Raw genomic sequence first — 25,368 nt, 5'->3', positions numbered from 1 at the left:
TCTCATCTTCACCCCATTAGGAGGCTAGGTGAATGACATTTTGGCAGTTTGCATTTAAAAACGTGACGCGGAACGCCAGAGCTTATTTCGCCTATTTTGTAAGCAGTGCGTTCTCCATCGCAATCTTTTTCTCATTTGCAGTTTATTTATTTCATCCTAAATTGCATATGACAGACGTGAATTATTCTCTGAACATATTAATGACAATTTCAGAAGTTGTCATTGTGTTCTTTTCATTTTTCTTTTTACTGTATTCAATCGGTACGTTTTTAAAAGTACGAAAAAAACAGTTCGGGATTTTAACAGTACTTGGCATATCTCAAAAACAATTAAAACGACTCATATTTATAGAAAATATGTTAATTGGTGCTCTTTCTATATTTTTTGGCATTCAACTTGGAGTCGTCTTTTCACAGTTCTTTTTATTAGTTACCGCCAAAATTACACACGTACCTGGTTTATATTTATATCCGCCTACAAGTGCTATCGTTTTAACTATCATCATCTTTCTTGGGCTCTTCATTCTCGTATCATCTTTTACACCCATGCTCATTCGTACGAGAAAAGCCGTACGTCTTTTAAAAGAAGGAACAAAACAAAAAGAAAGAAAAGCATCCGTTCTCATCTCTCTATTTGGTGCGATGTGTTTAATATGTGGATATGCGTTAGCCGCAAATCCGCTGTATTTTATGTCGCTAGGTGACATCATTGGGCTTTTATATGCCATCTCTAGTATATTTGTCATCCCATCGCTTATTGCAGCTGGAACATACTTTTTCTTTTCACAAATTAGTTTTTTACTTATTCGTATTTTAAAAATGCGAAGAACGTTTTATATGAAACGAATTAATATGCTTTGGATTTCTGATTTAGCATCACGCATTCGTACGAATATTAATATGCTCTTTATTGTGGCGATGCTATCGACGCTCGCTTTTACAATGATTACATTCTTATATGGATTCGGGAAATTTACAAAGTTTGATGCGATTAGACAAAACCCTTTCCCGTTTACTTATTTATCACATACTGAAAATACATTAGCTGATGAACATTTAAACTGGTTAGAGCAGAAATTTAATGAAGAGCACTTTACTTATACAAAATTTAAAACAGATATATATGAAGTATCTTCAGCTGAAGATAACACACAGCTCTATTACGCAATTAAACAAAGTGACTATAATGTACTTGCTAAGGCGTTAAATTGGGAAAAACTCACGGTGAATAAGAATGAATCTTATATCCTTATGAAAGACTTAGATGATCAAGTTATTGGAACACTTCACAATAAAGACAAGAAAAATACTCTTACACTTACTCAAAACAATTTACAACTACAAGTGAAAGAATATAAAAGTTATAACCCATTCCCAAACAGCTTAATATACCAAGTACTCATACTATCTGATGAAAATGTAGAAGCCTTATCCACCGTTTCCAAACAAATGAGTGTATATAACTTCAAGGTTACAGATTGGGAGAAAGCACATAATATCGGTTCAGCGTTTATAACAAAAATCGATAACGACAATGCAGCGATTCAAGCAGAGCATCCACCGTTCCATGCAAGTGAAGCGAGCGATTCTCTATATAAAACAAAACTAAATGTCGCTTCGTTCTTCTTAATTGGTACTTTCCTAGGGGTTATTTTCTTTATCGGTGCTGGCAGTGTTCTTTACTTCCGAATGTATACAGATTTAACAAATGAGCAAGAAAAATATATAACGATTACGAAAATTGGCTTAACTGAGACTGAAATGAAACGTTCAGCGACAATTCAGCTTGCGATTCTTTTCTTCGTGCCTTACATTATGTCATCGATCCATACGATGTTTGCGACAAAGATGCTACAAGAAATATTACATCTCTCGTTTTTCGCTGAGATTACAGTCGTACTTATGATTTTTGGAACGGTTGAAATTCTATTTTTCCTTTTAATTCGTTCCTTCTATATGCAAAAATTATCACAACACATTAAGTTTTAGAGAATAGAAAGGTGATTATTATGGAAGAAGTATTACACATAAAAAACGTCTCAAAAGTGTATGAGGGAAAAGTACCTCATACCGCTTTAAAAAATATAAATTTACACGTAGATAAAGGTGAATTTGTTGCTATCATGGGGCCATCTGGTAGCGGTAAATCTACGTTTTTAAACGTTATTTCTACAATTGATTCCCCTACTTCTGGTGATGTCGTTATTAATGGAAAAAAACCGCACACATTTCGTAGAGAGAAGTTAGCCATTTTCCGCCGCCAAGAGTTAGGATTTGTTTTCCAAAATTTTAATCTACTAGATACACTAACAATCGGTGAAAATATCGTACTACCTTTAACATTAGATAATGTTCCGTTAAAAGAAATGGATGAAAAGCTTGATAACATTTCAAAAAAGCTTGGAATTGATCATATTTTGGACAAACGTATTTTTGAAGTTTCTGGAGGACAAGCACAGCGTACCGCAGTAGCACGTGCTGTTATCCATCATCCCTCACTTCTACTTGCTGATGAACCAACAGGGAACTTAGATTCAAAAGCAGCAATTGACGTAATGGAGCTATTTACGAAATTAAATAAAGAAGAAGATGCAACGATTTTAATGGTTACGCACGATCCGTTTGCAGCAAGTTATTGTAACCGCGTCATTTTCATTAAAGATGGCGAGCTTTACAACGAACTACACCGCGGATTATATCGCGAGAAATTTTATCAAGAAATATTAGATGTTCTAGCGTTATTAGGAGGAAGACGTGGATGACATTTTGGCAATTCGCATTTAAAAATGTCTCGCGTAATTCGAAAGCATATTTCGCCTACTTTGTCAGTAGTGCCTTTTCTATCATGGTTTTCTTTTCATTTACTGTATACGCGTATCACCCGCGGTTACAGAGTGTACAAAACTTTCAAGAACGTGATCCTCTAATGAACTTAGCTAGTACAGCACAGCTTGTGATTGTTATGTTCTCGTTCTTCTTTCTCTTATATTCAATTGGAACATTTTTAAATGTACGGAAGCAGCAATTCGGGATACTCACAATTCTCGGTATCTCACAGCGACAATTAAAAAGACTGTTATTTACTGAAAATATGATAATCGGGATATTATCTATCTTTATCGGCATTCAAGGTGGCCTTGTATTTTCTAACTTTTTCTTATTAGTCACTTCGAAATTAACAAGTGCTAAAGGTCTCTATTTATATTGGCCAACAGAAGCGATTATCGTGACAACCGTAACGTTTATCATTTTATTTTTAATCGTTTCTACGTTTACACCAATGTTTATTCGTACTCGAAAAACAGCCCACCTTATTAAAGGGAACAAGAAAATACCAGCTGAAAAAAGACCATCTATACTCATCTCTTTATTTGCTTTAATTTGTTTAGGGCTATGCTATTATATCGCTGGTTATCCGCGAGGCTACGTAACGGAAAAAAATGTGCAAAATGGATCTGTCTTTTTTATTATGTTATCTATTTTACCGCTCGTAGTAGTCGGGACATATTTATTCTTTTCACAAACATTTCTTCTTTTTATCTATATTTTAAAGAAGCGTAGAAAGTTTTATTTGAAACAAATAAATATGTTATGGATTTCGGACTTAGTTGCTCGTACCCGTAGTAATATTAACGTACTCTTTATCGTTTCTATGCTATCTGCACTTGCATTTACAATTATTATTGGGTTATTCGCCGCTAATAACAATACGAAGGCATCAGTACTAGAGCGATATCCCGTCCCCTTCACTTATACATCAGAAGGTGACAATTCCCTTGAACAAAAGCATATTTCTACAATTGAAACGGAGCTTACAACTAGTAATTTTCAGTACAAAAAATATAAGTTTACAGTATTAAAAGATACAGCTTCCAAAGAAGATATTATGCTTATGAAGATGAGTGATTATAACGCAATTGCTAAACAATTGAAAAGACCGGAAATAACAATCGATTCTACAGAAGTTTATATTATTTCTCGGCACTCACCAGAACTTCTCGATCTCGTATCTAATCCATTTGCAAAGCAAAATACGATTACACTCGGGTCTAATAAAAAAGAATTTCATATTAAAGGGTTTATTAATAAGGGAATCGAACCATCCTTTGCATTCCCACATTTAGCTGTCGTACAAGATTATGTATTTGATAATATGATTCCTCATATTGAGACAACCGTAATCTATAACTACTTCGTAGAAAACTGGGAAAATGCAATAGTTCCAACCAAAAATATGTTACGTGTTATTAGTGGTGATGCACGTGAGTTCTACAAAAAGCATACAGAAGAGAACGCTCAAGTTCCTTTCTTCATACATACGGCTACGGATGAACTCATTTACGGTAAAGGAAATGCAGTTGCTCAATTCTTTATTTGGGCATTTCTTGGTTTTATCTTCTTTATCGGTGCGGCTAGTGTCTTATATTTCCGTATGTATAATGACTTAACAACTGAAAGACAAAAGTATATTACGATTACAAAACTTGGCTTAACTGAATTAGAAATGTTTCGCTCTGCAACCATTCAATTAGGAATTTTATTTTTTGTTCCTTACATCGTTGCTGGTGTTCACACGTTATTTGCGGTTAAGTTTTTACAAAGCATGTTTTCTTTCTCCTTACTAAAAGAGACATGTATCGTACTCACCTTTTTCGGGATTATCGAGATCATTTTCTTCTTCTTAATCCGTTCTCTGTACATTAATAAATTATCACAGCATATAAAAATATGAATAAAATGGCCTTGTGCGTATTGCACAAGGCCATTTTCAATAGTTTTTAATTAGCAGCAATATCCACCATAGCCGCCAGCATAACCGCCGTAACCACCGTATCCACAAGAGCCGCCTCCGCCGAAGCAGCTAGCACCGATGATAATTAATAAAATAAACAATACGATTAGAAGCGCAAAACCGCCTCCGCAACCATTTCTGCGGTTACAATCATCATGTCTGTGTTCACACTTTTCGCTCATTACCCTATTCCTCCTTTAGTATCATTCATAACAAGTTCCTCTTGTTCTAAATGAGGGGATTCCATTTATATTATGTTTTCAGGGCGAATAGGAAGCTTGGCTTACCTAAAAACGGGCTTGTTTTAGCAATTGGGCTTAATCAAAAAAAAGATACCTATTCAGGTATCTTTTAAAGAAACATATTCAACAAAAGAGCAAAACCGAATGCAATAAATGACAACAATGTTTCCAGCACCGTCCACGTTTTAAATGTTTCCTTCACCGTTAATCCTAAATACTCTTTTACAAGCCAGAAGCCTGCATCATTTACGTGAGAAAACATTAATGAACCTGCACCGGTTGCAATAACGAGAAGCTCTAAATTCACACCAGACATGTGCTGAATAACCGGTGAAACAATTCCTGCTGCTGTCGTTAGTGCGACTGTCGCTGAACCTGTTGCAATTCGAATTAATCCAGCTACCATGAAAGCTAATACAATTGGTGATAACGAAATATGTTCTGCCATTTGTGCAATAGCCGTTCCAACGCCGCTTTCAATTAATATTTGTTTAAATCCACCGCCTGCACCAATAATTAAGATAATGGAGCCGACCGGTAATAAACTTTCATCCGTTAATTTTTTAATTATCTTTTTATTAATTCCTTGTCTTATTCCAAGTAAATAAAATGCTGCGAAACATGAAATAAGTAAAGCGATTACTGGACTCCCTATAAAAACAAAAAATTCAGTTAACTTTTTCGGTAATGAAATATATGGTGCAACTACTGATAAAATCATCAATACAACTGGTAATAAAATAATAAAGAATGATACTTTACGACTTGGCAAATCAGTTGATACTGTCGTAACTCGAACAAGCTCCGGTTCATTTTCCGGTATAACCCTCTTATGTACCCACTTTGCAAATATTGGCCCTGCTATAATAGCCGTTGGTAACGCGATAAGTAATGAATATAAAAGTACCTTTCCTAAGTTCGCGTTATAAATACCGATTGCTGTCATGGCACCTGGATGTGGTGGTACTAGCCCATGTACGATAGATAATCCCGCAATAACAGGTAACGCAATTAATAATATATTTTGCTTCGTCGTTTTTCGAATGGAAATAACAAGTGGTAATAAAATGACGATCCCTACTTCAAAAAAGACAGGAATCCCTATAACAAACCCTGCAAATAACATAGCCCAAGGTAATTTTTTTACGCCGAAAAATCGAATAAAGAAATCTGCAACTTGCATGCCTGCCCCTGAATCAGACATCATTTTCCCTAATATAGTTCCAAGTGCCAAAATACCAACTAAATGTCCTAGTACACTACCAACACCAGTTTCATAGGCAGCCACTATTTTCGTTAAGTTCAGTCCAGACATAATAGCTAAAAACAAACTCGCAACTGTTAAACTAATAAATGCATGCCATTTCCACCATGATACCCCTAAAATAACAATTGTGATCGCAAGTAACGTGACGATTAATAAGTATATATCCATCTCTCATTCTCCTTACTTTTATCCCGATTGGTGTGGGCTAATAATTAGTGGGTGATGCCCTCCTCCACTAATTAAAGTTTTACTTTATAAAAAAAGAGGGAACATCCCCTCTTTTTATACGTCATAATTCACTACATAATGCTGCATTTCTGTATTGTAGTAGCCTTCGCTATATTCAATTACTTCGCCAACTTCATCATAAGAATAGCGCATACGTTTTAATAACGCTGTCCCCTCTTTTTCACCTAGCGCTTCTGCAACGAAATTAGGCGCAAGTCCAACCGCGAATTCATCTCTGAAGTTTTCTAAATGTATGCCTCGGTCTTCAACTAAATCATAAAGCGATTGTAAATCAAAGTCCGATAAATCTGTACTTGCCATTCCTGCTGAGAAATAGTGCGTATAATGAATGTACGGTGCATCATTTAACGTATATAAACGTTCGATACGGAAACTCTCTTTCCCGAATAATCGAAATGGCACTGTTCCTTCCTCATTATGTACGACTTCTGCTTTTAGCAATTTCTTCTGTACTTTATATCCTTCTTCCACTAACACTTCTGTAAATTTCTTACCCTTTGACAACTTTGTCGCCGAAGTATTACGAATTACTTTCGTTCCTTTACCGCTTTTTTTTTCCAAGTATCCTTCTTGAGCGAGTTCTTTAATGGCATTTCGTACTGTAATCTTGCTAACTTTGAACTCTTCCTCTAATTGCGGTTCTGAAGGAATATTCGTATGAATCGCATATACACCATGTAATATGCGATCACGAATAATATTTTTTATTTGTAAATATAATGGTCCTTTTTTCCTCGTTACGTTCACTGTTACACCCACTACCTTTCTACATCACCTACTGATGCCGTCATTGCCCGAAGTATATCTTTCTCTGATGACATTGGCGTATCACCGACGATTGTATGTGCTAGCATTCCAGCTGCTGACGCAAATGAAACAGCTTTCTCTGGTGCGAACTCTTTTATCTCGCCATGAATAATTCCGCTCGTATAAGCATCTCCAGCACCTATTCTATCATATACAGAAAACGTAAGTGTTTTTGCAAAAGTGAACGATCCATCTTTACATATAAACCCGCGAAGCGAATGTGTATTATCACTGTTAATAGAGCGATGAGTACCAGCGATTGTAGCAATATGATACGTTTCAGCTACCTTTGGAATGAGATCCAGCAGCTGCGCCTCACGCTCCATCTCTTCTGTTTTCATCCCAAGAACGAACATCGCATCTTTTTCATTCATCATAACGATATTAGCAAGCCCTAGCATTTCTTCATAATGCGGTTTTGCCTGTTCATATCCGTCTTCTCCCCAAAGTGAGGGACGATAATTACAATCAAAAACGACGGTTCCTCCGTTTTCTTTAACTGCTCTCGCTAAAGATTTCATATGATGACGCACAGTATCATTCATTGCAAGTGTAATACCGCAAAAATGAACGATATCAATTTCCTTTGCGATTTCTTCAAATTGATACATTTCTTCACATGCCGTATTGAAGCTACTTTCTAATCGATTCGAATATGTAACGCGGCTTGCACGTGCACCGAATCCATTTTCTAAAAAATACATACCTACATATTTACCACCTCTTGAAACAAGAGAAGTTTGAATCCCTAACTTTTGAATGTAAGATACAGCTGCATCTCCAACCGAATTTTCCGGTAAAGTTGAAATAAGAAGCCCTTCATGCCCTAAGTGAGAAAGTGCCGCTACAACGTTCACACCTGTACCTGAAAATGAGTAATTTAACGTGTTAGCTTGCGACAACAATTCATATCCAGGTACTTGCAGGCGCATCATTACTTCACCGAACGCTGCAATTTTCTTACGCATATTGATCAACTAGCTTTTTCACGACTGCTAATAATTCACGAACATCTTCTACTTTCGTATTACCAGTTTCTTTATCAATAATAGAAGAGTATACGTGCGGGATAACTTGCTCTACATTTGCCTCAAGCGCAATACGTACAATTGTTTCAAAGTTTTCTTTATCAATTCCACCTGTTGGCTCTAATGCGAATCCTTCTTCTGCACAAGCTTTCGCAACTGCGCGATATTCTTCTTCGTGAGCTAGCCCTTTCATCGGGAAGTATTTCAATGAATTTCCACCCATATCACGTACAAGTGCGATCGCTGTTTTAATTGGAACGATTGCTTTTTCTTCTCCAGCCGCACTAATTGGGCCAGTAGAAATATTTACGTAACCTACTTTTCCTGTTGGTGATACTAAACTATTAATCCAGCTATCCTTTTCGCCGAGATTTGCTCGCGTTGCTCCAACTGAAGGGAACACTTGGTTAATATGGCTACCAGGATAATGCTTCGCAATTTCAGCTACAACTGCTGCTTGGCGATTATCTCCTGCGCCTAGTCCGATTGATACAGCGTCATCAATTTCTTTTCCGTATGCTTTCATAGCTGTAACAGCTTCTTCTACTGTTGGGTAGTCTTTTGATAACACTCCCACTACTACATAACCTTCTGCTGCTTCAAAAATATCTTTTGCATTTTCTATATTGTTTGCTAATACATTTAATGCTACGTGGCCTTTATAAAAACGTTTTTGAATGTTTGTCATTTTAGTTTCCCCCTACGATTTCTCTCAATTTTTCTTCAATCACATGTATGTCATCACCTTGAAGTGGACGTGGATCAATATCAAAGAATCCTTGTCTTACTCCGTAATCACGTGTATAAATGGCGATTTCCCCTTCGCGTAATGCAGTCACAACTTCTTTTGCTGATTTGTTTAACTCTTTCTCGTTAATATGAATACGAGCTCTAAAGATTGCTCTTCCTGCTTCATCTTGAACGATCGTTACATTTACACCATTTAATTCTTTTAGCGGCATAAGTACTTGTAATAGCTCTTTTTCTTGCTCGCTCTTATCTTCTTTTACTCCGTACTCATCAAGCGCTTGAAGTAAACCGAAAGTCGTCTCTTTCCCAACTTTCATACTTCTTCCGATGCAATGTAATTGTACTTTCAGCCACTCGATGTATTTTCGTTTCCCGCCAACAATACCAGAAGTAGGCCCTTCAATCGCCTTTGAACCGCTATAAATGGCAAGATCTGAATACTTCACATATTTTTGAATATCTCCTTCAGCTGCTGCATCCACGATAAGCGGTACGTTATTTCGCTGCGCAACTTCCCATGCTTCTTCAACAGAAATCATATTTTTTTGCACTGCATGATGTGATTTCACATACAGAATCGCTGCTGTATTTTCACCAATTGCATCTTCAATATGCTCTGCTTTCCCTTCATTTGCATAGCCAACTTCAACGAGTTTACCGCCGCCTAAGTAAATCATCGTTTCAACAGGTGCACCGTATTGAACGTTATGACCTTTTAACATAATCACTTCGTTTTTCGCGATTACTTCTTGATGAAGTCTTTCACTTTTACGGCGATTTCCTTCCGTAACGATACCAGCGATAGAAAGCGCAATTCCGCTTGATGCTGAATTTACAACAACTGCTGCCTCTGAATCTAGAATTCTCGCAATATGGTCTCCTGCTTTATCTACTAAATCAGCAATTTCTACATAATTTTGTCCACCATGTTTCATCGCATCCATCACTGTATTTGCCGGAGCGGATACACCTAAAATACTCATTCTACCGCTCGCATTAATCACTCTTTTTAATCCGTACTTAGCATTCAATGAATGACCCATTAATTACAACCCCTTTTGTATCAATTCTTCTTTCAGCAATGCGCTGATCCCCTTCTGAATCAATTAACGTAACCTTCTCATCTTTCACCGTAAATAAAGTTAAGTTTGCAATATCTCCTTCTTGAATGCGGCCAAGCTCTGGTTTCTTAAGCCATTCTGCTGCATTTTTCGTAACCGCATCAATCACTTCTTCTAGCGGATAACCTAAGTAAAGGAATTTCGAAAGAACGTGAGCCATACTGTAAACTGGACCGTGTATACGGTTCTTCCGGTAAATATCTGTACTAATTGTACGAAAGGCAATACCGTAACGCTTCGCTGCTTCTGCTACTTTAAAAGAAAAACTAGCGTTACCGTGACCAACATCTAAATGCACACCGCGATTCACTGCATCTAGTAACACAGGTAGTGGTTTACCTTCTTCATCAAATAAATTATTTTCTTTCCCGTTTAAATAATGTGTAATGACATCATCTTTTTCTAAAAGAGGTACAACTTCCTCAATGCGAGGAGGCGCTGAACCGATATGTACCATAATCGGTAATGATGTTTCTCGAGATAAAGCGCGCGCTACATGCAGCGGTTCAATTCCACTATCACAAACGACACTTTTACTCATTCTCGCCTTTAACCCAACGATTACATCTTTATACTTTTCTACTGCTTCTATCACTTTCTCTTTATCTATCCATTCCATATTGGATAATTCATCAATTCGTTTCAAACCGATGCGAGAAATATTTAAAAAGGCAAATAAATTTGTCTTTGCCTGCTCTCTACTTTTTACTAAATCTGCAATGCGATCAGCACCGCAACTACCCGCATCAACAATTGTCGTTACCCCTTGCTTAACGCCAATTTCATCCACCTCATCGCCATACGGATCAAACTCTGGAAAAGCATGAACGTGCAAATCAATCCAACCACTCGATACGTAAGTACCAGAGTAATCAAGAACCTTTCCACCCTCGCCAGCACCAGCTTTCGTCACCTGTGCGATTTTGTTATTTTCAATTACAATGTCAATCTCTTCCCCGTTCACACGTTTCACATTACGTAGTACGAATCGTTCTGTCATTGTATTTCCACCCTTTTCTATAAGAAGCCATAAGAATACGCTTACATTTAAGTTTCATTTTTTATATCTCTTTCACACGCTTAGCGTAACACAAAAAAAGGGAGAAGTAAATATAACGTTATAATGTTTAAAAGTAAATAAAAAGGTAACTACTCAGCTTAGTTAGGAAACAAGGCATGCCAAATACATGTTTTCCATTCGAAAACATGAAAAAGAAAAGACTCCAATAAGAGAAATAATCTAGATCAAATAGAGAATTTCTCTTATGAAATTGTGCAATTCCACGGAACCGTTCCGGTTTCTATAACCTGGCCTATCGCTTGTAACACAGATTGTTTTTGTTTTTTCATGGTACTCATAAAGCTTCGTATCTGACAAAAAGATTCTGCGCCTTCCTTACTTCGGAAAGTCCCAGATACTTTCTGTTTCACTTTCGTCATTCGAATATCTCGTTCCGCTTGATTGTTATCAAATGGAACGTCTGGATGTTCTAAGAATGCTAGAATTCTGTCATCATATTTGACGAAGCGATTCCATAAATTTTGAGCAGGCGTCTGTTTTCTTTTCTTTTTTGAGTCTGAAGAAAGCAACTCCTTTTCTTTCAATATGGATTGATAAATGGTAACCAGCTTCTTTTGTTCTACTTTTGGCAGAATTCCTTTGTATTGTTTTTTTTGATGCAAAGCTTCCGAGAGAAACTCCTGCATGTGTTTGGCCCATTTTTCTCCGGTACTATCTATAATTCCTTGCAGATCTCGTAAGAGATGGGCATTACATAAAACGTGTCGACAATCTGTAAACACATCATATGGCTTCCAACCATCATGCATCGCAATTCCAGAAAAAGAAGGCAGTATTTCACCCGCATCCATGGCTTCTTTTCCACGTTTTGCATGAATATGTTGCAATGTCACCTCCGGTGTACTGGCAGTATGTAACCACTGTGTTTTACCTTCTACTCGCATACCTGTTTCATCAAAATGAACAACCGAAGACTGAAGAATCTTTTCTTTGGCTTCCTGTACAAAAGGCTGCAGTTGAGAAGCGAAAGCTTTTGTATGATTGACTAGGGTTCCTTCGCTGATAGAATGGCCAAAACAGTCTTGAAAGAATTCTTTTGTTCGTTGCAAAGAAATACACTGATAATGTGTTAAATAAGGAATCAGTCTTTTTATATGCGGACCATATTGTACAGAACGAGACACTGTAGAAGGAAACTGGGATTCTTGGATAGTATGACAATGAGGGCATTCTTTTTGTTCTACTTTGTGTTCCGTTACTTCTATCTGGATAGGTGGTAAATCATATACTTGGCGAATGCGGTATCCTTTCACAGGTTCGTTGTGTAAGGACGTGTTACAACACGTACAATGCGTAGGAGAATAGGTAATTGTATGGTCTAGAGCCGTTGTCAAACCAAGAGTATGTCCTTTATGGCCCAACTGGCCACCTGTTTGACGATTAGACGGTTTGCGCAAACTTTTGGTAACCGGTTTACACAAACCATCTGTAGAAGGCGGTTTATGACTATTTTTGGAGTTTTTTTTAGAACGATTTTCTAATTCTTCTATACGTCTTTCAGATTTAGAGAATGTTTCTTCAAATAAAGAAATAACAGCTTCAGGACCTTTTTTATAGGCCGTTAAAATGACTTTTCGATCGACCATACTATCACCTCCACACTGTTTGATATACTCAGTATTTACAGATAGAGGGCATATGAAACTAGTAAAATAAAAAAGACGCCGACAAGTGGCTGAGTAGTTACATAAAAAGATGCTCCTCCAAAATGTTGATAGTACAGGAAATTATATCAACGATTTTTCGAATATATCTATCATAACTTACAATATATCAACGATTTTTTAATTATATCTATCGTAACTCAAAATATATCAACGATTCGACAAGGAATATCGATTTACCGACAAAAAACGTCAATTCCTTTCTTATATAAGAAAAGGCTGTCCCAAATGGCACAGCCTTTTTCTCTATTCCTGAACCGTCACAATAACCCCATCCATATTGTTACCGGAAATTTCATACTGCTTGTTTGCTGGAACGTTCACTTTCGTATTCTCAGAAACTTTATAATAAGAAACAGTATATTTCTTACCTTCTACTTCAGTTGAAACCTCTTTTTCCTCTTTTAAAAACTCTAAATATTCCTCTAGTGTAAAATTCTTTTTTTGCATAATTGCGCTATGAGGTAGGCCGACATAACGGATATGCCATGGCTCATATTGAATTCCAGTAATGTTACTTTTATTTTTCGGATAACGTAATACAAAGCCATGCTTCCATACGTTCTCTTCAATCCATTTTCCTTCAGGCGCTTTCTCCATTTTTTTTTGAGTAGACCCAATGTCCAGTGATAATCCTAAATTATGTTCACTGTATCCTGCTGGAAGTGCATAATCAGATCCCATTTTTTCATATAGCTGTTTTTGCTCTTGGAAATCTCTATAACCACTACTAATCAAAAAATGGTTAACACTTTCTTTTCCAGCCGCATCGACAACGTTCAAAAACTTTTTCACAACATCCTTTGATAAACGAAGATTTCTATCAAATATTACATAGCCTCTTACTAATTCACTATTATGATTTATATTTATAATATCAGACCTAATACTATCTTTTTTTACTGGATAATCCCTGTTAACTAATAATAAATCACCCTTATAAATTTGTTCCTTCGTAATCTCTTTCCTCTCAGTGTTTGCCGCCTTTACTAGCTCATCTTTCCCGACAATTTTAACATCGATTTCCTTTTGAAATAAAGGTGATATATAAACGCCTACACATACTGTGCATGCTATAAAAAAAGAAATAAATACCCACTTTTTCATTTCTAGTTCCTCCTTAACGTAACTTACGTATAGAATAGAAAAAACTATTAAAATAAAAAGTGGGGTAAAGTTTAAATTTTTATTAAATTGTTACATTCTCGTCTTTTGGCAATCGTACTTCAAATATCGTTCTAACTACATTGCTTTCAGCAGAAATCGTACCATTATGCTGCTCGACAATATTTTTCGCAATGAATAGTCCAAGGCCTGTCCCGCCACGGTTCTCAGTTCTCGCTTTATCACCTGTGTAAAACATATCAAAAAGATACGGTAAATCTTCTTCTGGAATGCTATCTCCATAATTCATAATTTGTACGACAACTTCTCTATTATCAACATACCCATTCATATCAACAAATTGCCCATCATATCCGTAACGAACGGCATTTGTTAACAAGTTTTCAAATACTCTAGCTAACAATTTTCCATCACCGTGCATCGGTAAATGAGGGTCCACATTCAATCTAGCTTCTAAATGATGTTTTTCTAATAACGGATACAATTCCTCCTCTAACTGTATAAGTAACTCACTTATATCAATCGGCTTTTTATCCAGCTTTAGCATGCCATAATTCATACGTGTAATTTCAAATAGCTCATCAATTAAACTTTCCAGTCTTTGCGATTTTGTATATGCAATTGTGGAGAAATGTTTAATTTGTTCTTTTGTTAAATTTTCATCTTTAAGAATTAAATCTAAATATCCTAACACGGATGTTAATGGCGTTCTTAAATCATGAGCTAAATTTACAACAAGCTGATCTTTACTACTTTCAGCAAAATCTCCTCTTTCAACAGCTTCTTTTAACTTTTCACTTGCAACATTTATTTCACGCGCGATATTTCCAAACTCATCATTTGATGAAACTTGAACTTTATTCGTAAAGTTACCGTTCGCAAGATGATGAATCCCATTAGAAATTTCATCAAAGTATTTTAAATACGGTTTTGTCAAAAAGAAGAAAAAGATAATAGACAACGGAATAAAGAAAATTAAAAAGAAGTTAATGTCTCCAAATTCCCTTACCATTGACCTAAATTGTGCTAAAGGCTCTTCGTAGCGAACCATTGTTTTATAATACAGCTGCAATCCTTTATAAATTATATAAGTTACAGTTGCTGCAAGCACCATACTTAACGCAAATAAGGCAATCATTTTAAATCGAAAACTTTTCATCATATTAGCCATTGAAAGTATAACCTACTCCCCACACTGTTTTTATTAATTTATCCTTTCTTTTATCTTCTCCAAGTTTCTTCCGCAAAGTACGAATATGTACCATTACTGTATTTCCACCTTCATAATAATCATCCGCCCATACGTGCTGAAAAATATTTTCCACATTGTATACTTTCTTCGGATGACTCGCTAATAAATATAAAATATCGAACTCTTTCGGCGTTAATTCAATTTGCTCACCATACACATCAACCGTCCTGCGCTCAGGATTAATTACGACTCCGCCTATTTCTAAAGCAGATTTACTCTCCGCTACTTTCGGTTGATTTAACGTAAAAAACCTACGCAGTTGTGCATTTACACGTGCAACTAATTCTATCGGTGTGAAAGGCTTCGTCATATAATCATCCGCACCTAGTACAAGACCTGTCACCTTATCAAAGTCCGAAGTTTTCGCGCTTAAAAAAATAATTGGCATATGATGTTTCGCGCGAATTTGACGCGTCACCTCATAACCATCCATTTTCGGCATCATAATATCTAAAACTACCAAGTCGATTGGCTGCGCTTCAATAATATGAACCGCCTCTTCCCCATCCGCTGCTTTCACAACATGGTACCCTTCTTTTTCTAAATGTATCTCAATTAAGTCAGCAATTTCCGCCTCATCATCAGCTATTAAAATTGAAATGCGCTTCATTTTACTCCCCCTTTTTCATTCCATTTTTATACGCTCGATTGTAAACTAGTCTATCCAATTTGTACAATACGAAAAGGCTACTCGTTACAGTAACCTTGGTAAATAAAATTATATCAGCGATTATTGAAATATATCGACTTACCGACAATGAACGACAAAATCCTCTCGCTACTTGCGGGCATCCTAATGAAACTTCCATTTACCGTTCAAACACAATCCGCTGCTTCGTGATTTCCGCCAGCCTTCCGCGGTCTACTTCATACTCAGCTTCAACGCTTTGTGGTACCGTCACTTTCCCGCCCTCAAGCATCACTTCCGGTGAAATAATATCCCTCTCCCAATGTCTACTAGAAGCAGATATATCGCCAGGAATCGTAAAGTTCGGCAATGAGGCAAGGGCCACATTTTGCGCTCGTGAAATCCCCATCTCTACCATACCGCCGCACCAAACTGGTATGTTATGCTCCATACAATAATTATGGATTTGGATTGACTCTGTTAATCCACCCAATCGTCCTGGTTTAATGTTAACGATGCGGCAACTACCAAGTGTAATCGCAACGCGTGCGTCTTCTAAACTATGGATACTTTCGTCTAGACAAATTGGCGTTTCAATCTTCTTCTGCAGCTGTGCATGATCGAGAAAATCGTAATCTGCTAGCGGTTGCTCAATCATCATCAATTGAAATTCATCTAGTCGTTTCAGTTTCTCTGTATCCGCTAATGTATACGCTGAATTTGCATCAGCCATTAACGGGATGTGCGGGAACTCTTTACGAATCTCTTTCAATAATTCGTAATCATGCTCTGGCTTTATTTTCACTTTAAAACGCTCGTACCCTTCTTCTGCGTACTTCTCGATTTGTTTTAACATAACCGGAATCGTATTGATCCCAATTACAACGCCGACTTCAATTTCAGGGCTAGCTCCTCCAAGAACTGTCGCTAGCGATTTCTTTTGACGCTTCGCATATAAATCCCAAATAGCCCCCTCTATTCCGGCTTTTGCCATTCGGTTTCTTTTTATATGTTGAAATAGACCCGGTACCTCATTCGGATGAGAAATTTCAGCCTTTAATAAATCAGGTAACAAAAAGTCTTGCAGTACATGTAGTGCTGTCTTCACCGTTTCTTCCGTATACCACGGTTCAGAAAATGCAACGACTTCCCCAAATCCGATGTACCCGTCTGTATCCTCTAATTCAATAACAATACTCTCACGCTTTTCGTAAGTCCCGTAGCTCGCAGCAAACGGGATTACGAGTGGCATTTCCGTTATATACAGTGTCGCTTTTTTTATTTCCACTACATCTCCTCCACTAATTGTCTTAGCTCTCGTCTTAACAATTTTTTCGAAGCATTTCGTGGTAATTCCTCTAAGAAACACGCTTTTTTCGGCACTTTATATTTCGCTAATTTCTCCTCGCAAAAATGAATAATTTCTTCTTCTGTTACCTCCCCATTTTTTACAACAAAAGCAGCTGGTACTTGTCCCCATTTATCGTCAGTCATACCGACGACACCTGCTTCTGCTACCATCGGATGAGAAAGCAACACTTCTTCAATTTGGGCCGGATATATATTCTCTCCGCCAGAAATGATTAAATCACTGCGTCGATCTAATACGTATAAAAATCCTTCTTCGTCTAAATAACCGAGGTCACCAGTATGAAGCCATCCATTTTGAATGGTTTCGCGCGTCGCATCTTCACGGTTAAAATAACCGCCTGTTACGTTCGGTCCTTTTACTACGATCTCGCCTTCCACTAACGGCGGCACTACTACACCATCTTTTTCAATACGAAGTTGGCACTGAAATAGTGGTTTCCCGGCAGACCCTACTTTCGTTAACATGTAATCCGCGGATAACGTACAAATTTGCGACGACGTTTCTGTCATACCGTACGTTTGATATACAGGAATTCCTTTATCTACACATGTTTCGAGTAACGGTTTCGGCGCTGGTCCTCCGCCAAGTAACATACATCGTAAAGAAGATGGATATGTCTCTTCTCCAAGTCTCTCTAATAAGTCAGTTAACATTTTAGAAACGACAGAAATAATTGTTACGCCTCTCGTTTGAAGTGCTTTATGAATAAAGTCAGCATCATATTTCGGAACGAGTAAAATGCGCATTCCGTACATAATATTTTTCATTAAAAGAGATAACCCGCCAACGTGGAACATCGGCATACAGGCTAACCAACAATCATCATCACGAAGCCCTAAATTAAGCGAAGAGCCTACCGCGCTTGCCCAGTGATTACCGTACGTTAAAATAACGCCTTTCGGTTTCCCAGTCGTCCCAGACGTATAAATAATTGTCATCGCTTCTTCTAAAGAAAATTCTTCTTGTATAGATGCTTCTACCTTCAGTCCATGCATCACTTCAGCGAATGAATAGACAGGAACATCATTAGCATCAAACTGTTGATCCGTCACTAAACAAACAACTTCAGCATCATCCATTTGCCAAAGTAGCTCTTCTCTTGAAAGACGTGTATTTAGAAGTACAGCTACTGCACCTACGTAAGATAGGGCGTGAATAACTGTAATCATCTCCATACCATTTTTCATCAGAACAGCCACCTTTTGCCCTCGCTTCACTCCAACATGCGTGAGGTGTTCACAAACAGATACTACTTTTTCATGCAGCTGCAAGAAAGTAACTTTCTCTTCCTCTATTTCAATTGCAGTGCGATCTGGTGTTAAAAATGCACGTTGCTTTAACCAATTTGGCATCGTCTCCATCATACATTCTCCTTTCATGAAAGAAAGAGACTTGATATGACATCAAGTCTCTTAGTTGTTTTGTTTCCGGTTTGATCTCATCTAGCTGCGCCTCCTAGCCCCTTCCGTCTAAGAACCTTCCGCACGAGAAAGTAAAGTACACTTTCTGTGCGAAAGAACCTTAGCCTACGAGGCTAAACAGTCGGCTCCGCTTTTAAAACATCCAGCTACAGTAGCTAGAATGTTTGGTGGCTTCACTTCTTCCTACGAGGCAAAAAGCGCCTCTACGTCAGAAGCTCCATCCCCCTCACATTCTGAACGAGCTGCTTTCGCTTTTGATTTCATCCAGCTACATCGGCTAGAACAGTCGGTCGTTTCACGCCTTCCTACGAGGCAAAAAGCGCCTCTATGTCAGGAGTTCCAACGCCCTCTTGTTCTATGCGAGCCGCTTCTGCTTTTGGTTTCATCCAGCTACATCGGCTAGAATGTTCGGTGGCTTCACTTCTTCCTACGAGGCAAAAAACGCCTCTACGTCAGAAGCTCCATCCCCCTCACATTCTAAGCGAGCCGCTTTCGCTTTTGATCACGGGAAACGAGAGAATTGACCGAAGTCCGGACTGCGTTTTTCTTTGAACGCGTCGCGACCTTCTTTTGCTTCGTCAGTTGTGTAGTACAATAACGTTGCATCTCCAGCTAGTTGTTGAATACCAGCTAGACCGTCTGTGTCTGCGTTGAATGCAGCTTTTAGGAAACGAAGTGCCATTGGGCTGTTTGCTAAGATTTCTTGTGCCCATTGTACTGTTTCTGCTTCAAGTTCTTCTAATGGTACTACTGTGTTTACTAAGCCCATATCAAGCGCTTCTTGTGCACTATATTGACGGCATAGGTACCAAATTTCGCGAGCTTTCTTGTGGCCTACCATACGAGCTAGGTAACCAGCTCCGTATCCACCGTCAAAGCTTCCTACTTTAGGACCTGTTTGTCCGAATACAGCGTTGTCTGCAGCGATTGTTAAGTCACATACGATATGAAGTACGTGTCCACCACCGATTGCATAACCTGCTACCATTGCGATAACTGGTTTAGGAATTGCACGAATTAGACGTTGTAAATCTAATACGTTTAAACGAGGGATTTGGTCGTCACCTACATATCCACCATGACCGCGAACTTTTTGGTCGCCGCCAGAACAGAATGCACGTCCACCTTCACCTGTTAAAATGATAACGCCAACATTTGCATCATCACGAGCGTGTGCAAAAGCGTTGATTAACTCCATTACCGTTTTTGGACGGAATGCGTTATGTACTTCAGGACGGTTAATCGAAATCTTTGCGATACCATTGTATGTTGAATAAATAATATCTTCGTAATTGCCTTCTTTTACCCATTCAATAGCCATTACAACTACCTCCTTGTATATTTCTGATCTCCTCTATAAGTGTAGCTTCCTTCTTAGATAAAAAAGCATCACTGCATAGTTTTTAGAAATCCCTTTACTATTGTATCAAACTTTTCCGGTTGTTCCACATGAATTGCATGGCCAGCACCATCAATTTTGACAAATTTCGCGTCAGAGACGCATTTTTCGATATTTTTTAATATGCGAAAGAACTTTTCATCATGCTCCCCGTTCATTAAAAGAACAGGCATTTTCAAGTTGTGTAGCTCATCCCACCATGAAGGCTGAGCCCCTGTTCCCATGCCGCGCAAGCTATTGGCAAGTCCTTTTGGATTGTTAGCAAGTCGTTCTTTTCGCACTGCTTCTTGTACGTTTTTTGCTAAACTTTTTTGCGTTTCAAATAGCGGAATATTTTCCCACATCGATACAAAATTTCCGATGCCTTCTCGCTCAATTTTATCGGCAAGTCGCTCATCTTTTTCACAACGTTCTTCTCTCTCATCTTCACTTTTGAGCCCAGCTGTACAATTTTCTAACAAAAGGGAATGTACATACTCTGGATATAGACATGCCAGAGTAATCGCCAGTCTACCGCCCATTGAATAGCCAAGTACGTGCGCTTTTTCAATATGAAGGTAATCTAGTAGTTCTTTCATTTGCAATGCCGCATTTCGAATATCATAATGATTCACATCTTCGGGACTTTCTGTTTTTCCATGCCCAACAAGATCTACTACAATAACTTGAAACTGCTCGCTCCATGAAGGGATAAAAGAACGCCACGTTTCCATGCTTCCCGTAAAACCATGAAGAAGTAGAAGTGGTTCCCCGCTTCCGACTACTTCATATTCATACGATACACCTTGCAGCGTTACGTTCATTTCGATTCACCTTGTAAAGATGTAGTAATCACGTCCATCGTTTTTGCCCATAATGTCCGGTGCAGTATTAAGTTTTCATCACGGTTCGTACAAATTTCCACAACGTGTAAACCTTCTGTAGTCGTTCCTTTTTGTACCTCTTCTCGGAAGCTTTCCCAACCATTTACACGGCTAAATGAACCACCGTACATTTTAACAACGTGTTCATAATCAAGACCAATTGGTGTTCCAAATAATGATTCGAAATGTTCCTTTTTCTCATACTGTGGTAAGAATGAGAAAATACCGCCACCGTCATTATTTACAACGACAATTGTTATATTTAATTCATGTAATTTCGCGGCTAACAGTCCATTTAAGTCGTGATAAAAGGATAAATCACCGATCACTAATACGAGCGGATCGCAAATAATGCTCGCTCCTAAAGCTGTCGAAATGATGCCATCAATCCCATTCACACCGCGGTTTGCCATAACTTGAATATTTTTATCCAATGTGAAGAAGAATGAATCCGTATCACGAATTGGCATACTATTACTCGCAAAGAATGTTGCCCCGTCTGGTAGTACGCGGACAATATCCGTAATAACTTTCCCTTCAAATGCAGTATCATATGTTTCCATTTCACGAAGCGTTTCCTTCGTTTTTTCGTTTATATGTTGCCACATTCCGAACCAATCATTCTTTTTCATAACTGGCATTTTTTCTATTAATGCACTGCAAAATACAATATCATTTGCTTGGACAACTTCTGTCGCAACGAGAGCTGGATCTCTCCATTGTCCAGATTCATCAACAACGATATGAACTGCTCTCGTTTGTTTTTTTATGAACTGCGTTAATGATTTGGAAACAGGCATACCACCAAAGCGAATCATAACTTCTGGCTTCCACGTTTCTTTTAACAGTTCATTTCGTAAAAATGTATCATAACAGTCGATTACCATCGTTTTATCGTGATGTCCGCTACGAATATTAGAAAGCGGATCTGCCAATATTGGATATCCAGTTTTTTCAGCTAATTCTGCCGCAAATGCTGCGAGTTCTGAATGACTATCGTCTCCACAAATAATAAGCCCCTTCTCCATATGTGAAAGGCGCCCTACAAGCGAATCTACATATTCACTCGGCATCGTCACGTTCCCTTGCTGAACTACTCCTTTATATTCCCCGCGTCCTTTATCCCATAAACCTTCTAATGAGAAATCCGGGATAAGCGGTTCGCGTACTGGAAAATTAAGATGAACAGGTCCTTGCGGCGCTAAACAAGCATTCGCTATCATACGCTGCGTTGTCATGCGAGCGTAATGATACATCGCTTCACTCGCTTCTGGAAGAGCCATCTCTGTAAATTGCTTCACAAATGTACCGTATAAATTGAATTGATTCATCGCTTGTGGTGCACCGACATCTCTTAATTCATGCGGTCTATCTGCCGTTAAGACGATAAGCGGCACTCGTGAATGAAAAGCTTCACATACAGCTGGATAGTAATTAGCTGCTGCCGTTCCTGATGTACACAATAATGCAACAGGACGTTTTTTCGCTTTTGCGATACCGAGCGCAAAAAATCCTGCAGATCTTTCATCTACATGTAAATATGTGTTCATTCCTTCGTGTTGTTCCATTAGTAGAGCTATCGGCGTTGACCGTGAGCCTGGACTAATGACAACATCACATACATTTAGACGCGTCAGTTCATCCACGAACGCGCCTAAATAATATGATAATGCTTCTATATGATTGTTCATTTCATTAATTCCTCCAAAGCACCAAGCATCGGTCTAAACTTCAAACTTGTTTCTTCATATTCAAGTTGCGGTACAGAATCAATTACAATCCCGCAACCGGCAAATAAGGATGCTTTCTCGCCATTTAATAACCCGCAGCGGAGTGCAACCGCAAACTCACCATTTCCTTCATCATCTATCCAGCCAATCGGTGCGCCATATAATCCTCTGTCTAACAATTCAACATCACGAATCAGTTTCATCGCTTCCAAACGAGGTGTCCCGCCAAGAGCTGGTGTTGGATGTAATTCTTCTACCATTGTTAAAAGACTCGCATCGCCTTTTGCCTCTACAGGCGTATATAAATGAATTAAGTTTTTCGTTGTTAATAAGCCCGGACTTTCCGGAATATTAACGGATTCGCAGTGCTCATTTAATACCGACCTAATCATATTCACAACATAACCGTGTTCAGCTAAATTCTTTTCATCATGAAGAAGCGCATTACTATTTCGCTTACTTTCTTCTATAGATTGACCATGACCAGTTGAACCAGCAAGACACATCGAAGTAAACTTCTCATCTTCTTTGCGAATTAACCTCTCTGGCGTCGCTCCTAAGAAGCATGCTCCTTTATAATCAAAAGAAAATACGTAACAATCCGGTTGCCCAATGCGAAGTGCTTCTAAGACAAGAGCAGAATCAATATGATGATCCATCTCTACTTTTAACTCCCTCGCTAATACAACCTTCTGCACGTTCCCCAGCTTCATTTCATCTTGTACTTTCTCAATGGCCTCCATCCAGCCTTTCGGATCCACTTCTACTTTAGAAGTAACTGTTAATTTCGATCCTTCTAATGCACATTTACTCTCCCAAAAAATTTTCTCTTCTAAAGAAATCATTTCGTTAGAAAGAGTCTCTGCACAATCTGTTGCTGAGACAAATGTATTCATCGTTAACCATGCTTTTTCATTTTTTACAGTTAATAAAAATGCTGGTAGTGAAAATGTCGTATCATCAAATTCTTTCCATAAGTCCGTTTTCTCTTTTTCTTGGTCAAATGAAAATCCACCAAATAAAAGAGGACCTGTTCCAAATTCGTATTTTTCTCTTTGTACAAATGCTTTCTCTTTTACTTTATCCCACTCGTCACGAGCAGTTTGAAAGCGTTTGTGAGAAGCAGTTGCTATAGTGAAAACAGAGCCAATTCCAGCAAATATTACATGCTGAGCCGGGTCTGCAAAATAACATCTATTTTCGAATGCAATCCTTTTTCCTGCTGCATAAAACAGAAGCGGATCCATCCAGTCTATTTGTTTTACGAAGCTAACCAATATTTTTTCATCAGTTGCACGCTTAATGGCTGCACTAAGAGCTTCTTGCAAGCCTATTTGTTTCGTTTGAATCACAATTGTCTCCCCCCTATGGGCGAAAAATAGTCATAATTACGCTTGATTTTAAGATACACCTCAAACGAAAGGCCTGTCAACGTTTAGCATTTCTGAGAAATTCACCTTCTCTTCCTAGAAAATAAACGTTGACACTAAATGATGCTTTTTCTACACTTAGTTGTGTACAATATGTGACCAAAGGAGGATTCAACATGGAAATGAACGTCAAAACGAATTCCTCTCCTACGGCGCCAAAGCCAAGTAAGCAAACAGGCTGGCGCATCTGGTGGAGTTTACTACGTCCCCATACATTAACAGCCGCTTTCGTACCTGTTTTCATCGGAACAGCATATTCGATGCAGGTCGGAGGTATAAATCAAATACATCTTCCTCTTTTCCTTATGATGCTTCTTGCTTGTCTTCTCATTCAAGCAGCAACAAACATGTTTAATGAATACTTTGATTATAAAAGAGGACTTGATCACGAAGGTTCAGTTGGTATCGGCGGCGCTATCGTTCGCGATGGCATTCAGCCAAAAACAGTGCTTAACTTAGCATTTGGATTTTTCGGCATCGCAATACTATTAGGTGTTTATATTTGTATGAATTCTAGTTGGTGGCTTGCTGCAATCGGTCTTGTTTGTATGGCCGTTGCTTACCTTTATACAGGTGGCCCACTTCCAATTGCATATACACCATTTGGAGAGTTGACAGCCGGATTATTTATGGGTGTCATTATTATTGGGATTTCATTCTTTATTCAAACTGGCACTGTAACATCAGAAGTCATTTTACTATCTATTCCAAGCTCCATTTTAATTGGTGCCATTTTACTAGCTAATAATATTCGTGACTTGGATGGCGATAAAGAAAACGGTCGTAAAACGTTAGCAATTCTCGTTGGACGTGAAAGAGCTGTTGGTGTACTTGCTTCAATGTTCATCGTTTCCTACATTTGGACAATTGCTTTAATTATCGTGGGCATCGTATCACCATGGATGCTTATCGTATTTTTAAGTGCACCGAAAGCATTTAAAGCGACGAAAGGCTTTATCGGCAAAAGCATTCCAATGGAAATGGTACCTGCGATGATTGCAACAGCAAAAACAAATACAATCTTCGGTTTCCTAATGGGAATCGGATTATTACTTGGATATTTCCTATAAAGTGAAACTTTAATCAATGGAGGGGTTGTTCATTTCCACTGATTATCAGCCCTCACCAATCGGGCGTTTACGGGCAGT

21 protein-coding genes are annotated in these 25,368 nt (G+C 38.2%); 4 read left to right on the top strand and 17 right to left on the bottom strand.

All coding sequences use genetic code 11. The annotated features are described in order from the left end of the window. Nucleotides 1-32: 32 nt before the first annotated feature. Genes MHI28_RS22700 through MHI28_RS22690 form a run of 3 tightly spaced genes read left to right on the top strand, consistent with a single transcriptional unit; the run spans nt 33 to nt 4,731 of the window. Nucleotides 33-1,988: an FtsX-like permease family protein gene (locus MHI28_RS22700; protein WP_000145001.1), complete on the top strand. Its 1,956-nt coding sequence runs from the start codon at nt 33-35 to the stop codon at nt 1,986-1,988. Between the two features lie 20 nt (nt 1,989-2,008). After that, nucleotides 2,009-2,761 carry an ABC transporter ATP-binding protein gene (locus tag MHI28_RS22695; RefSeq protein ID WP_000393250.1) on the top strand — a complete coding sequence of 251 codons (753 nt, stop codon included), beginning with the start codon at nt 2,009-2,011 and terminating at the stop codon, nt 2,759-2,761. Then, nucleotides 2,758-4,731 carry an FtsX-like permease family protein gene (locus tag MHI28_RS22690; protein WP_000144936.1) on the top strand — a complete coding sequence of 658 codons (1,974 nt, stop codon included), beginning with the start codon at nt 2,758-2,760 and terminating at the stop codon, nt 4,729-4,731. The genes MHI28_RS22695 and MHI28_RS22690 overlap by 4 nt, the downstream gene beginning before the upstream one ends. Nucleotides 4,732-4,781: 50 nt before the next feature. On the opposite strand, the gene MHI28_RS22685 is transcribed toward MHI28_RS22690, so the two are convergent. The 17 genes from MHI28_RS22685 to MHI28_RS22605 form a co-directional block, all read right to left on the bottom strand. Next, a complete protein-coding gene (locus MHI28_RS22685; RefSeq protein WP_001290406.1) occupies nt 4,782-4,973 on the bottom strand; it encodes a YjcZ family sporulation protein in 192 nt (63 codons plus the stop codon). Nucleotides 4,974-5,142: 169 nt separating this feature from the next. Beyond that, on the bottom strand, nt 5,143-6,468 hold the full coding sequence (gene gntP, locus MHI28_RS22680) for a gluconate permease GntP (protein WP_000356192.1): 1,326 nt from the start codon (nt 6,466-6,468) through the stop codon (nt 5,143-5,145). A gap of 114 nt (nt 6,469-6,582) precedes the next feature. Continuing rightward, complete coding sequence (locus MHI28_RS22675) at nt 6,583-7,308, bottom strand: GntR family transcriptional regulator (RefSeq protein ID WP_000539288.1); 726 nt, start codon at nt 7,306-7,308, stop codon at nt 6,583-6,585. Next, nucleotides 7,308-8,324, bottom strand: coding sequence for a sugar kinase (locus MHI28_RS22670; RefSeq protein ID WP_001227513.1), 1,017 nt, complete (start codon nt 8,322-8,324; stop codon nt 7,308-7,310). Before MHI28_RS22670 ends, MHI28_RS22675 begins: the two co-directional genes overlap by 1 nt. Next, on the bottom strand, nt 8,317-9,072 hold the full coding sequence (gene dagF / locus MHI28_RS22665) for a 2-dehydro-3-deoxy-phosphogluconate aldolase (protein WP_000181897.1): 756 nt from the start codon (nt 9,070-9,072) through the stop codon (nt 8,317-8,319). The genes MHI28_RS22670 and dagF overlap by 8 nt, the downstream gene beginning before the upstream one ends. A gap of 1 nt (nt 9,073) precedes the next feature. Continuing rightward, the gene (locus tag MHI28_RS22660; protein WP_000510079.1) at nt 9,074-10,177 is read right to left on the bottom strand and encodes a DgaE family pyridoxal phosphate-dependent ammonia lyase; all 1,104 of its coding nucleotides are present in this window, start codon (nt 10,175-10,177) and stop codon (nt 9,074-9,076) included. Then, complete coding sequence (locus MHI28_RS22655) at nt 10,155-11,255, bottom strand: amidohydrolase/deacetylase family metallohydrolase (RefSeq protein ID WP_000139946.1); 1,101 nt, start codon at nt 11,253-11,255, stop codon at nt 10,155-10,157. The genes MHI28_RS22660 and MHI28_RS22655 overlap by 23 nt, the downstream gene beginning before the upstream one ends. Nucleotides 11,256-11,518: 263 nt before the next feature. Beyond that, nucleotides 11,519-12,922, bottom strand: a complete 1,404-nt coding sequence (tnpC, locus tag MHI28_RS22650; RefSeq protein WP_100909799.1) for an IS66 family transposase — start codon at nt 12,920-12,922, stop codon at nt 11,519-11,521. A 324-nt stretch (nt 12,923-13,246) separates the two neighbouring features. Next, entirely contained in the window at nt 13,247-14,107 is an 861-nt protein-coding gene (locus tag MHI28_RS22645) for a D-Ala-D-Ala carboxypeptidase VanY (RefSeq protein ID WP_000759400.1), read from the bottom strand. A gap of 82 nt (nt 14,108-14,189) precedes the next feature. Further along, complete coding sequence (locus MHI28_RS22640; protein WP_000002603.1) at nt 14,190-15,296, bottom strand: sensor histidine kinase; 1,107 nt, start codon at nt 15,294-15,296, stop codon at nt 14,190-14,192. Next, on the bottom strand, nt 15,289-15,987 hold the full coding sequence (locus MHI28_RS22635) for a response regulator transcription factor (protein ID WP_000822507.1): 699 nt from the start codon (nt 15,985-15,987) through the stop codon (nt 15,289-15,291). The genes MHI28_RS22640 and MHI28_RS22635 overlap by 8 nt, the downstream gene beginning before the upstream one ends. 199 nt (nt 15,988-16,186) lie before the next feature. Then, nucleotides 16,187-17,293: an o-succinylbenzoate synthase gene (gene menC, locus MHI28_RS22630; RefSeq protein WP_000403312.1), complete on the bottom strand. Its 1,107-nt coding sequence runs from the start codon at nt 17,291-17,293 to the stop codon at nt 16,187-16,189. After that, nucleotides 17,293-18,738, bottom strand: a complete 1,446-nt coding sequence (locus MHI28_RS22625; protein WP_000449539.1) for an o-succinylbenzoate--CoA ligase — start codon at nt 18,736-18,738, stop codon at nt 17,293-17,295. Before MHI28_RS22625 ends, menC begins: the two co-directional genes overlap by 1 nt. Nucleotides 18,739-19,300: 562 nt before the next feature. After that, nucleotides 19,301-20,119, bottom strand: coding sequence for a 1,4-dihydroxy-2-naphthoyl-CoA synthase (menB, locus tag MHI28_RS22620; protein ID WP_340828302.1), 819 nt, complete (start codon nt 20,117-20,119; stop codon nt 19,301-19,303). 68 nt (nt 20,120-20,187) lie between these two features. Next, nucleotides 20,188-21,000, bottom strand: coding sequence for a 2-succinyl-6-hydroxy-2,4-cyclohexadiene-1-carboxylate synthase (gene menH / locus MHI28_RS22615; RefSeq protein WP_001103353.1), 813 nt, complete (start codon nt 20,998-21,000; stop codon nt 20,188-20,190). Further along, nucleotides 20,997-22,751, bottom strand: a complete 1,755-nt coding sequence (gene menD, locus MHI28_RS22610; protein ID WP_001059210.1) for a 2-succinyl-5-enolpyruvyl-6-hydroxy-3-cyclohexene-1-carboxylic-acid synthase — start codon at nt 22,749-22,751, stop codon at nt 20,997-20,999. Before menD ends, menH begins: the two co-directional genes overlap by 4 nt. Continuing rightward, a complete protein-coding gene (locus MHI28_RS22605) occupies nt 22,748-24,142 on the bottom strand; it encodes an isochorismate synthase (protein ID WP_000616702.1) in 1,395 nt (464 codons plus the stop codon). The genes menD and MHI28_RS22605 overlap by 4 nt, the downstream gene beginning before the upstream one ends. Nucleotides 24,143-24,336: 194 nt before the next feature. Here MHI28_RS22605 and MHI28_RS22600 point away from each other — a divergent pair, with 194 nt between their 5' ends. Further along, entirely contained in the window at nt 24,337-25,290 is a 954-nt protein-coding gene (locus MHI28_RS22600; protein ID WP_000425770.1) for a 1,4-dihydroxy-2-naphthoate polyprenyltransferase, read from the top strand. Nucleotides 25,291-25,368 lie beyond the last annotated feature (78 nt).

It is taken from the genome of Bacillus sp. FSL K6-0268, from assembly GCF_038005425.1.
In the GTDB taxonomy this organism is placed as follows: Bacteria; Bacillota; Bacilli; order Bacillales; family Bacillaceae_G; genus Bacillus_A; species Bacillus_A thuringiensis_S.
The sequence above is the reverse complement of the archived record's forward strand: the minus strand, read 5'-3'. Positions and strand labels throughout refer to the sequence as shown.

Excerpts from the sequence above, each read along its gene's own strand:
- MHI28_RS22700 (WP_000145001.1), top strand. The coding sequence starts at position 33 with ATGACATTTTGGCAGTTTGCATTTAAAAACGTGACGCGGAACGCCAGA.
- MHI28_RS22695 (WP_000393250.1), top strand. The coding sequence starts at position 2,009 with ATGGAAGAAGTATTACACATAAAAAACGTCTCAAAAGTGTATGAGGGA.
- MHI28_RS22690 (WP_000144936.1), top strand. The coding sequence starts at position 2,758 with ATGACATTTTGGCAATTCGCATTTAAAAATGTCTCGCGTAATTCGAAA.
- MHI28_RS22685 (WP_001290406.1), bottom strand. The coding sequence starts at position 4,973 with ATGAGCGAAAAGTGTGAACACAGACATGATGATTGTAACCGCAGAAAT.
- gntP (WP_000356192.1), bottom strand. The coding sequence starts at position 6,468 with ATGGATATATACTTATTAATCGTCACGTTACTTGCGATCACAATTGTT.
- MHI28_RS22670 (WP_001227513.1), bottom strand. The coding sequence starts at position 8,324 with ATGCGTAAGAAAATTGCAGCGTTCGGTGAAGTAATGATGCGCCTGCAA.
- dagF (WP_000181897.1), bottom strand. The coding sequence starts at position 9,072 with ATGACAAACATTCAAAAACGTTTTTATAAAGGCCACGTAGCATTAAAT.
- MHI28_RS22660 (WP_000510079.1), bottom strand. The coding sequence starts at position 10,177 with ATGGGTCATTCATTGAATGCTAAGTACGGATTAAAAAGAGTGATTAAT.
- MHI28_RS22655 (WP_000139946.1), bottom strand. The coding sequence starts at position 11,255 with ATGACAGAACGATTCGTACTACGTAATGTGAAACGTGTGAACGGGGAA.
- tnpC (WP_100909799.1), bottom strand. The coding sequence starts at position 12,922 with ATGGTCGATCGAAAAGTCATTTTAACGGCCTATAAAAAAGGTCCTGAA.
- MHI28_RS22645 (WP_000759400.1), bottom strand. The coding sequence starts at position 14,107 with ATGAAAAAGTGGGTATTTATTTCTTTTTTTATAGCATGCACAGTATGT.
- MHI28_RS22640 (WP_000002603.1), bottom strand. The coding sequence starts at position 15,296 with ATGGCTAATATGATGAAAAGTTTTCGATTTAAAATGATTGCCTTATTT.
- MHI28_RS22635 (WP_000822507.1), bottom strand. The coding sequence starts at position 15,987 with ATGAAGCGCATTTCAATTTTAATAGCTGATGATGAGGCGGAAATTGCT.
- MHI28_RS22625 (WP_000449539.1), bottom strand. The coding sequence starts at position 18,738 with ATGGAGACGATGCCAAATTGGTTAAAGCAACGTGCATTTTTAACACCA.
- menB (WP_340828302.1), bottom strand. The coding sequence starts at position 20,119 with ATGGCTATTGAATGGGTAAAAGAAGGCAATTACGAAGATATTATTTAT.
- menH (WP_001103353.1), bottom strand. The coding sequence starts at position 21,000 with ATGAACGTAACGCTGCAAGGTGTATCGTATGAATATGAAGTAGTCGGA.
- menD (WP_001059210.1), bottom strand. The coding sequence starts at position 22,751 with ATGAACAATCATATAGAAGCATTATCATATTATTTAGGCGCGTTCGTG.
- MHI28_RS22600 (WP_000425770.1), top strand. The coding sequence starts at position 24,337 with ATGGAAATGAACGTCAAAACGAATTCCTCTCCTACGGCGCCAAAGCCA.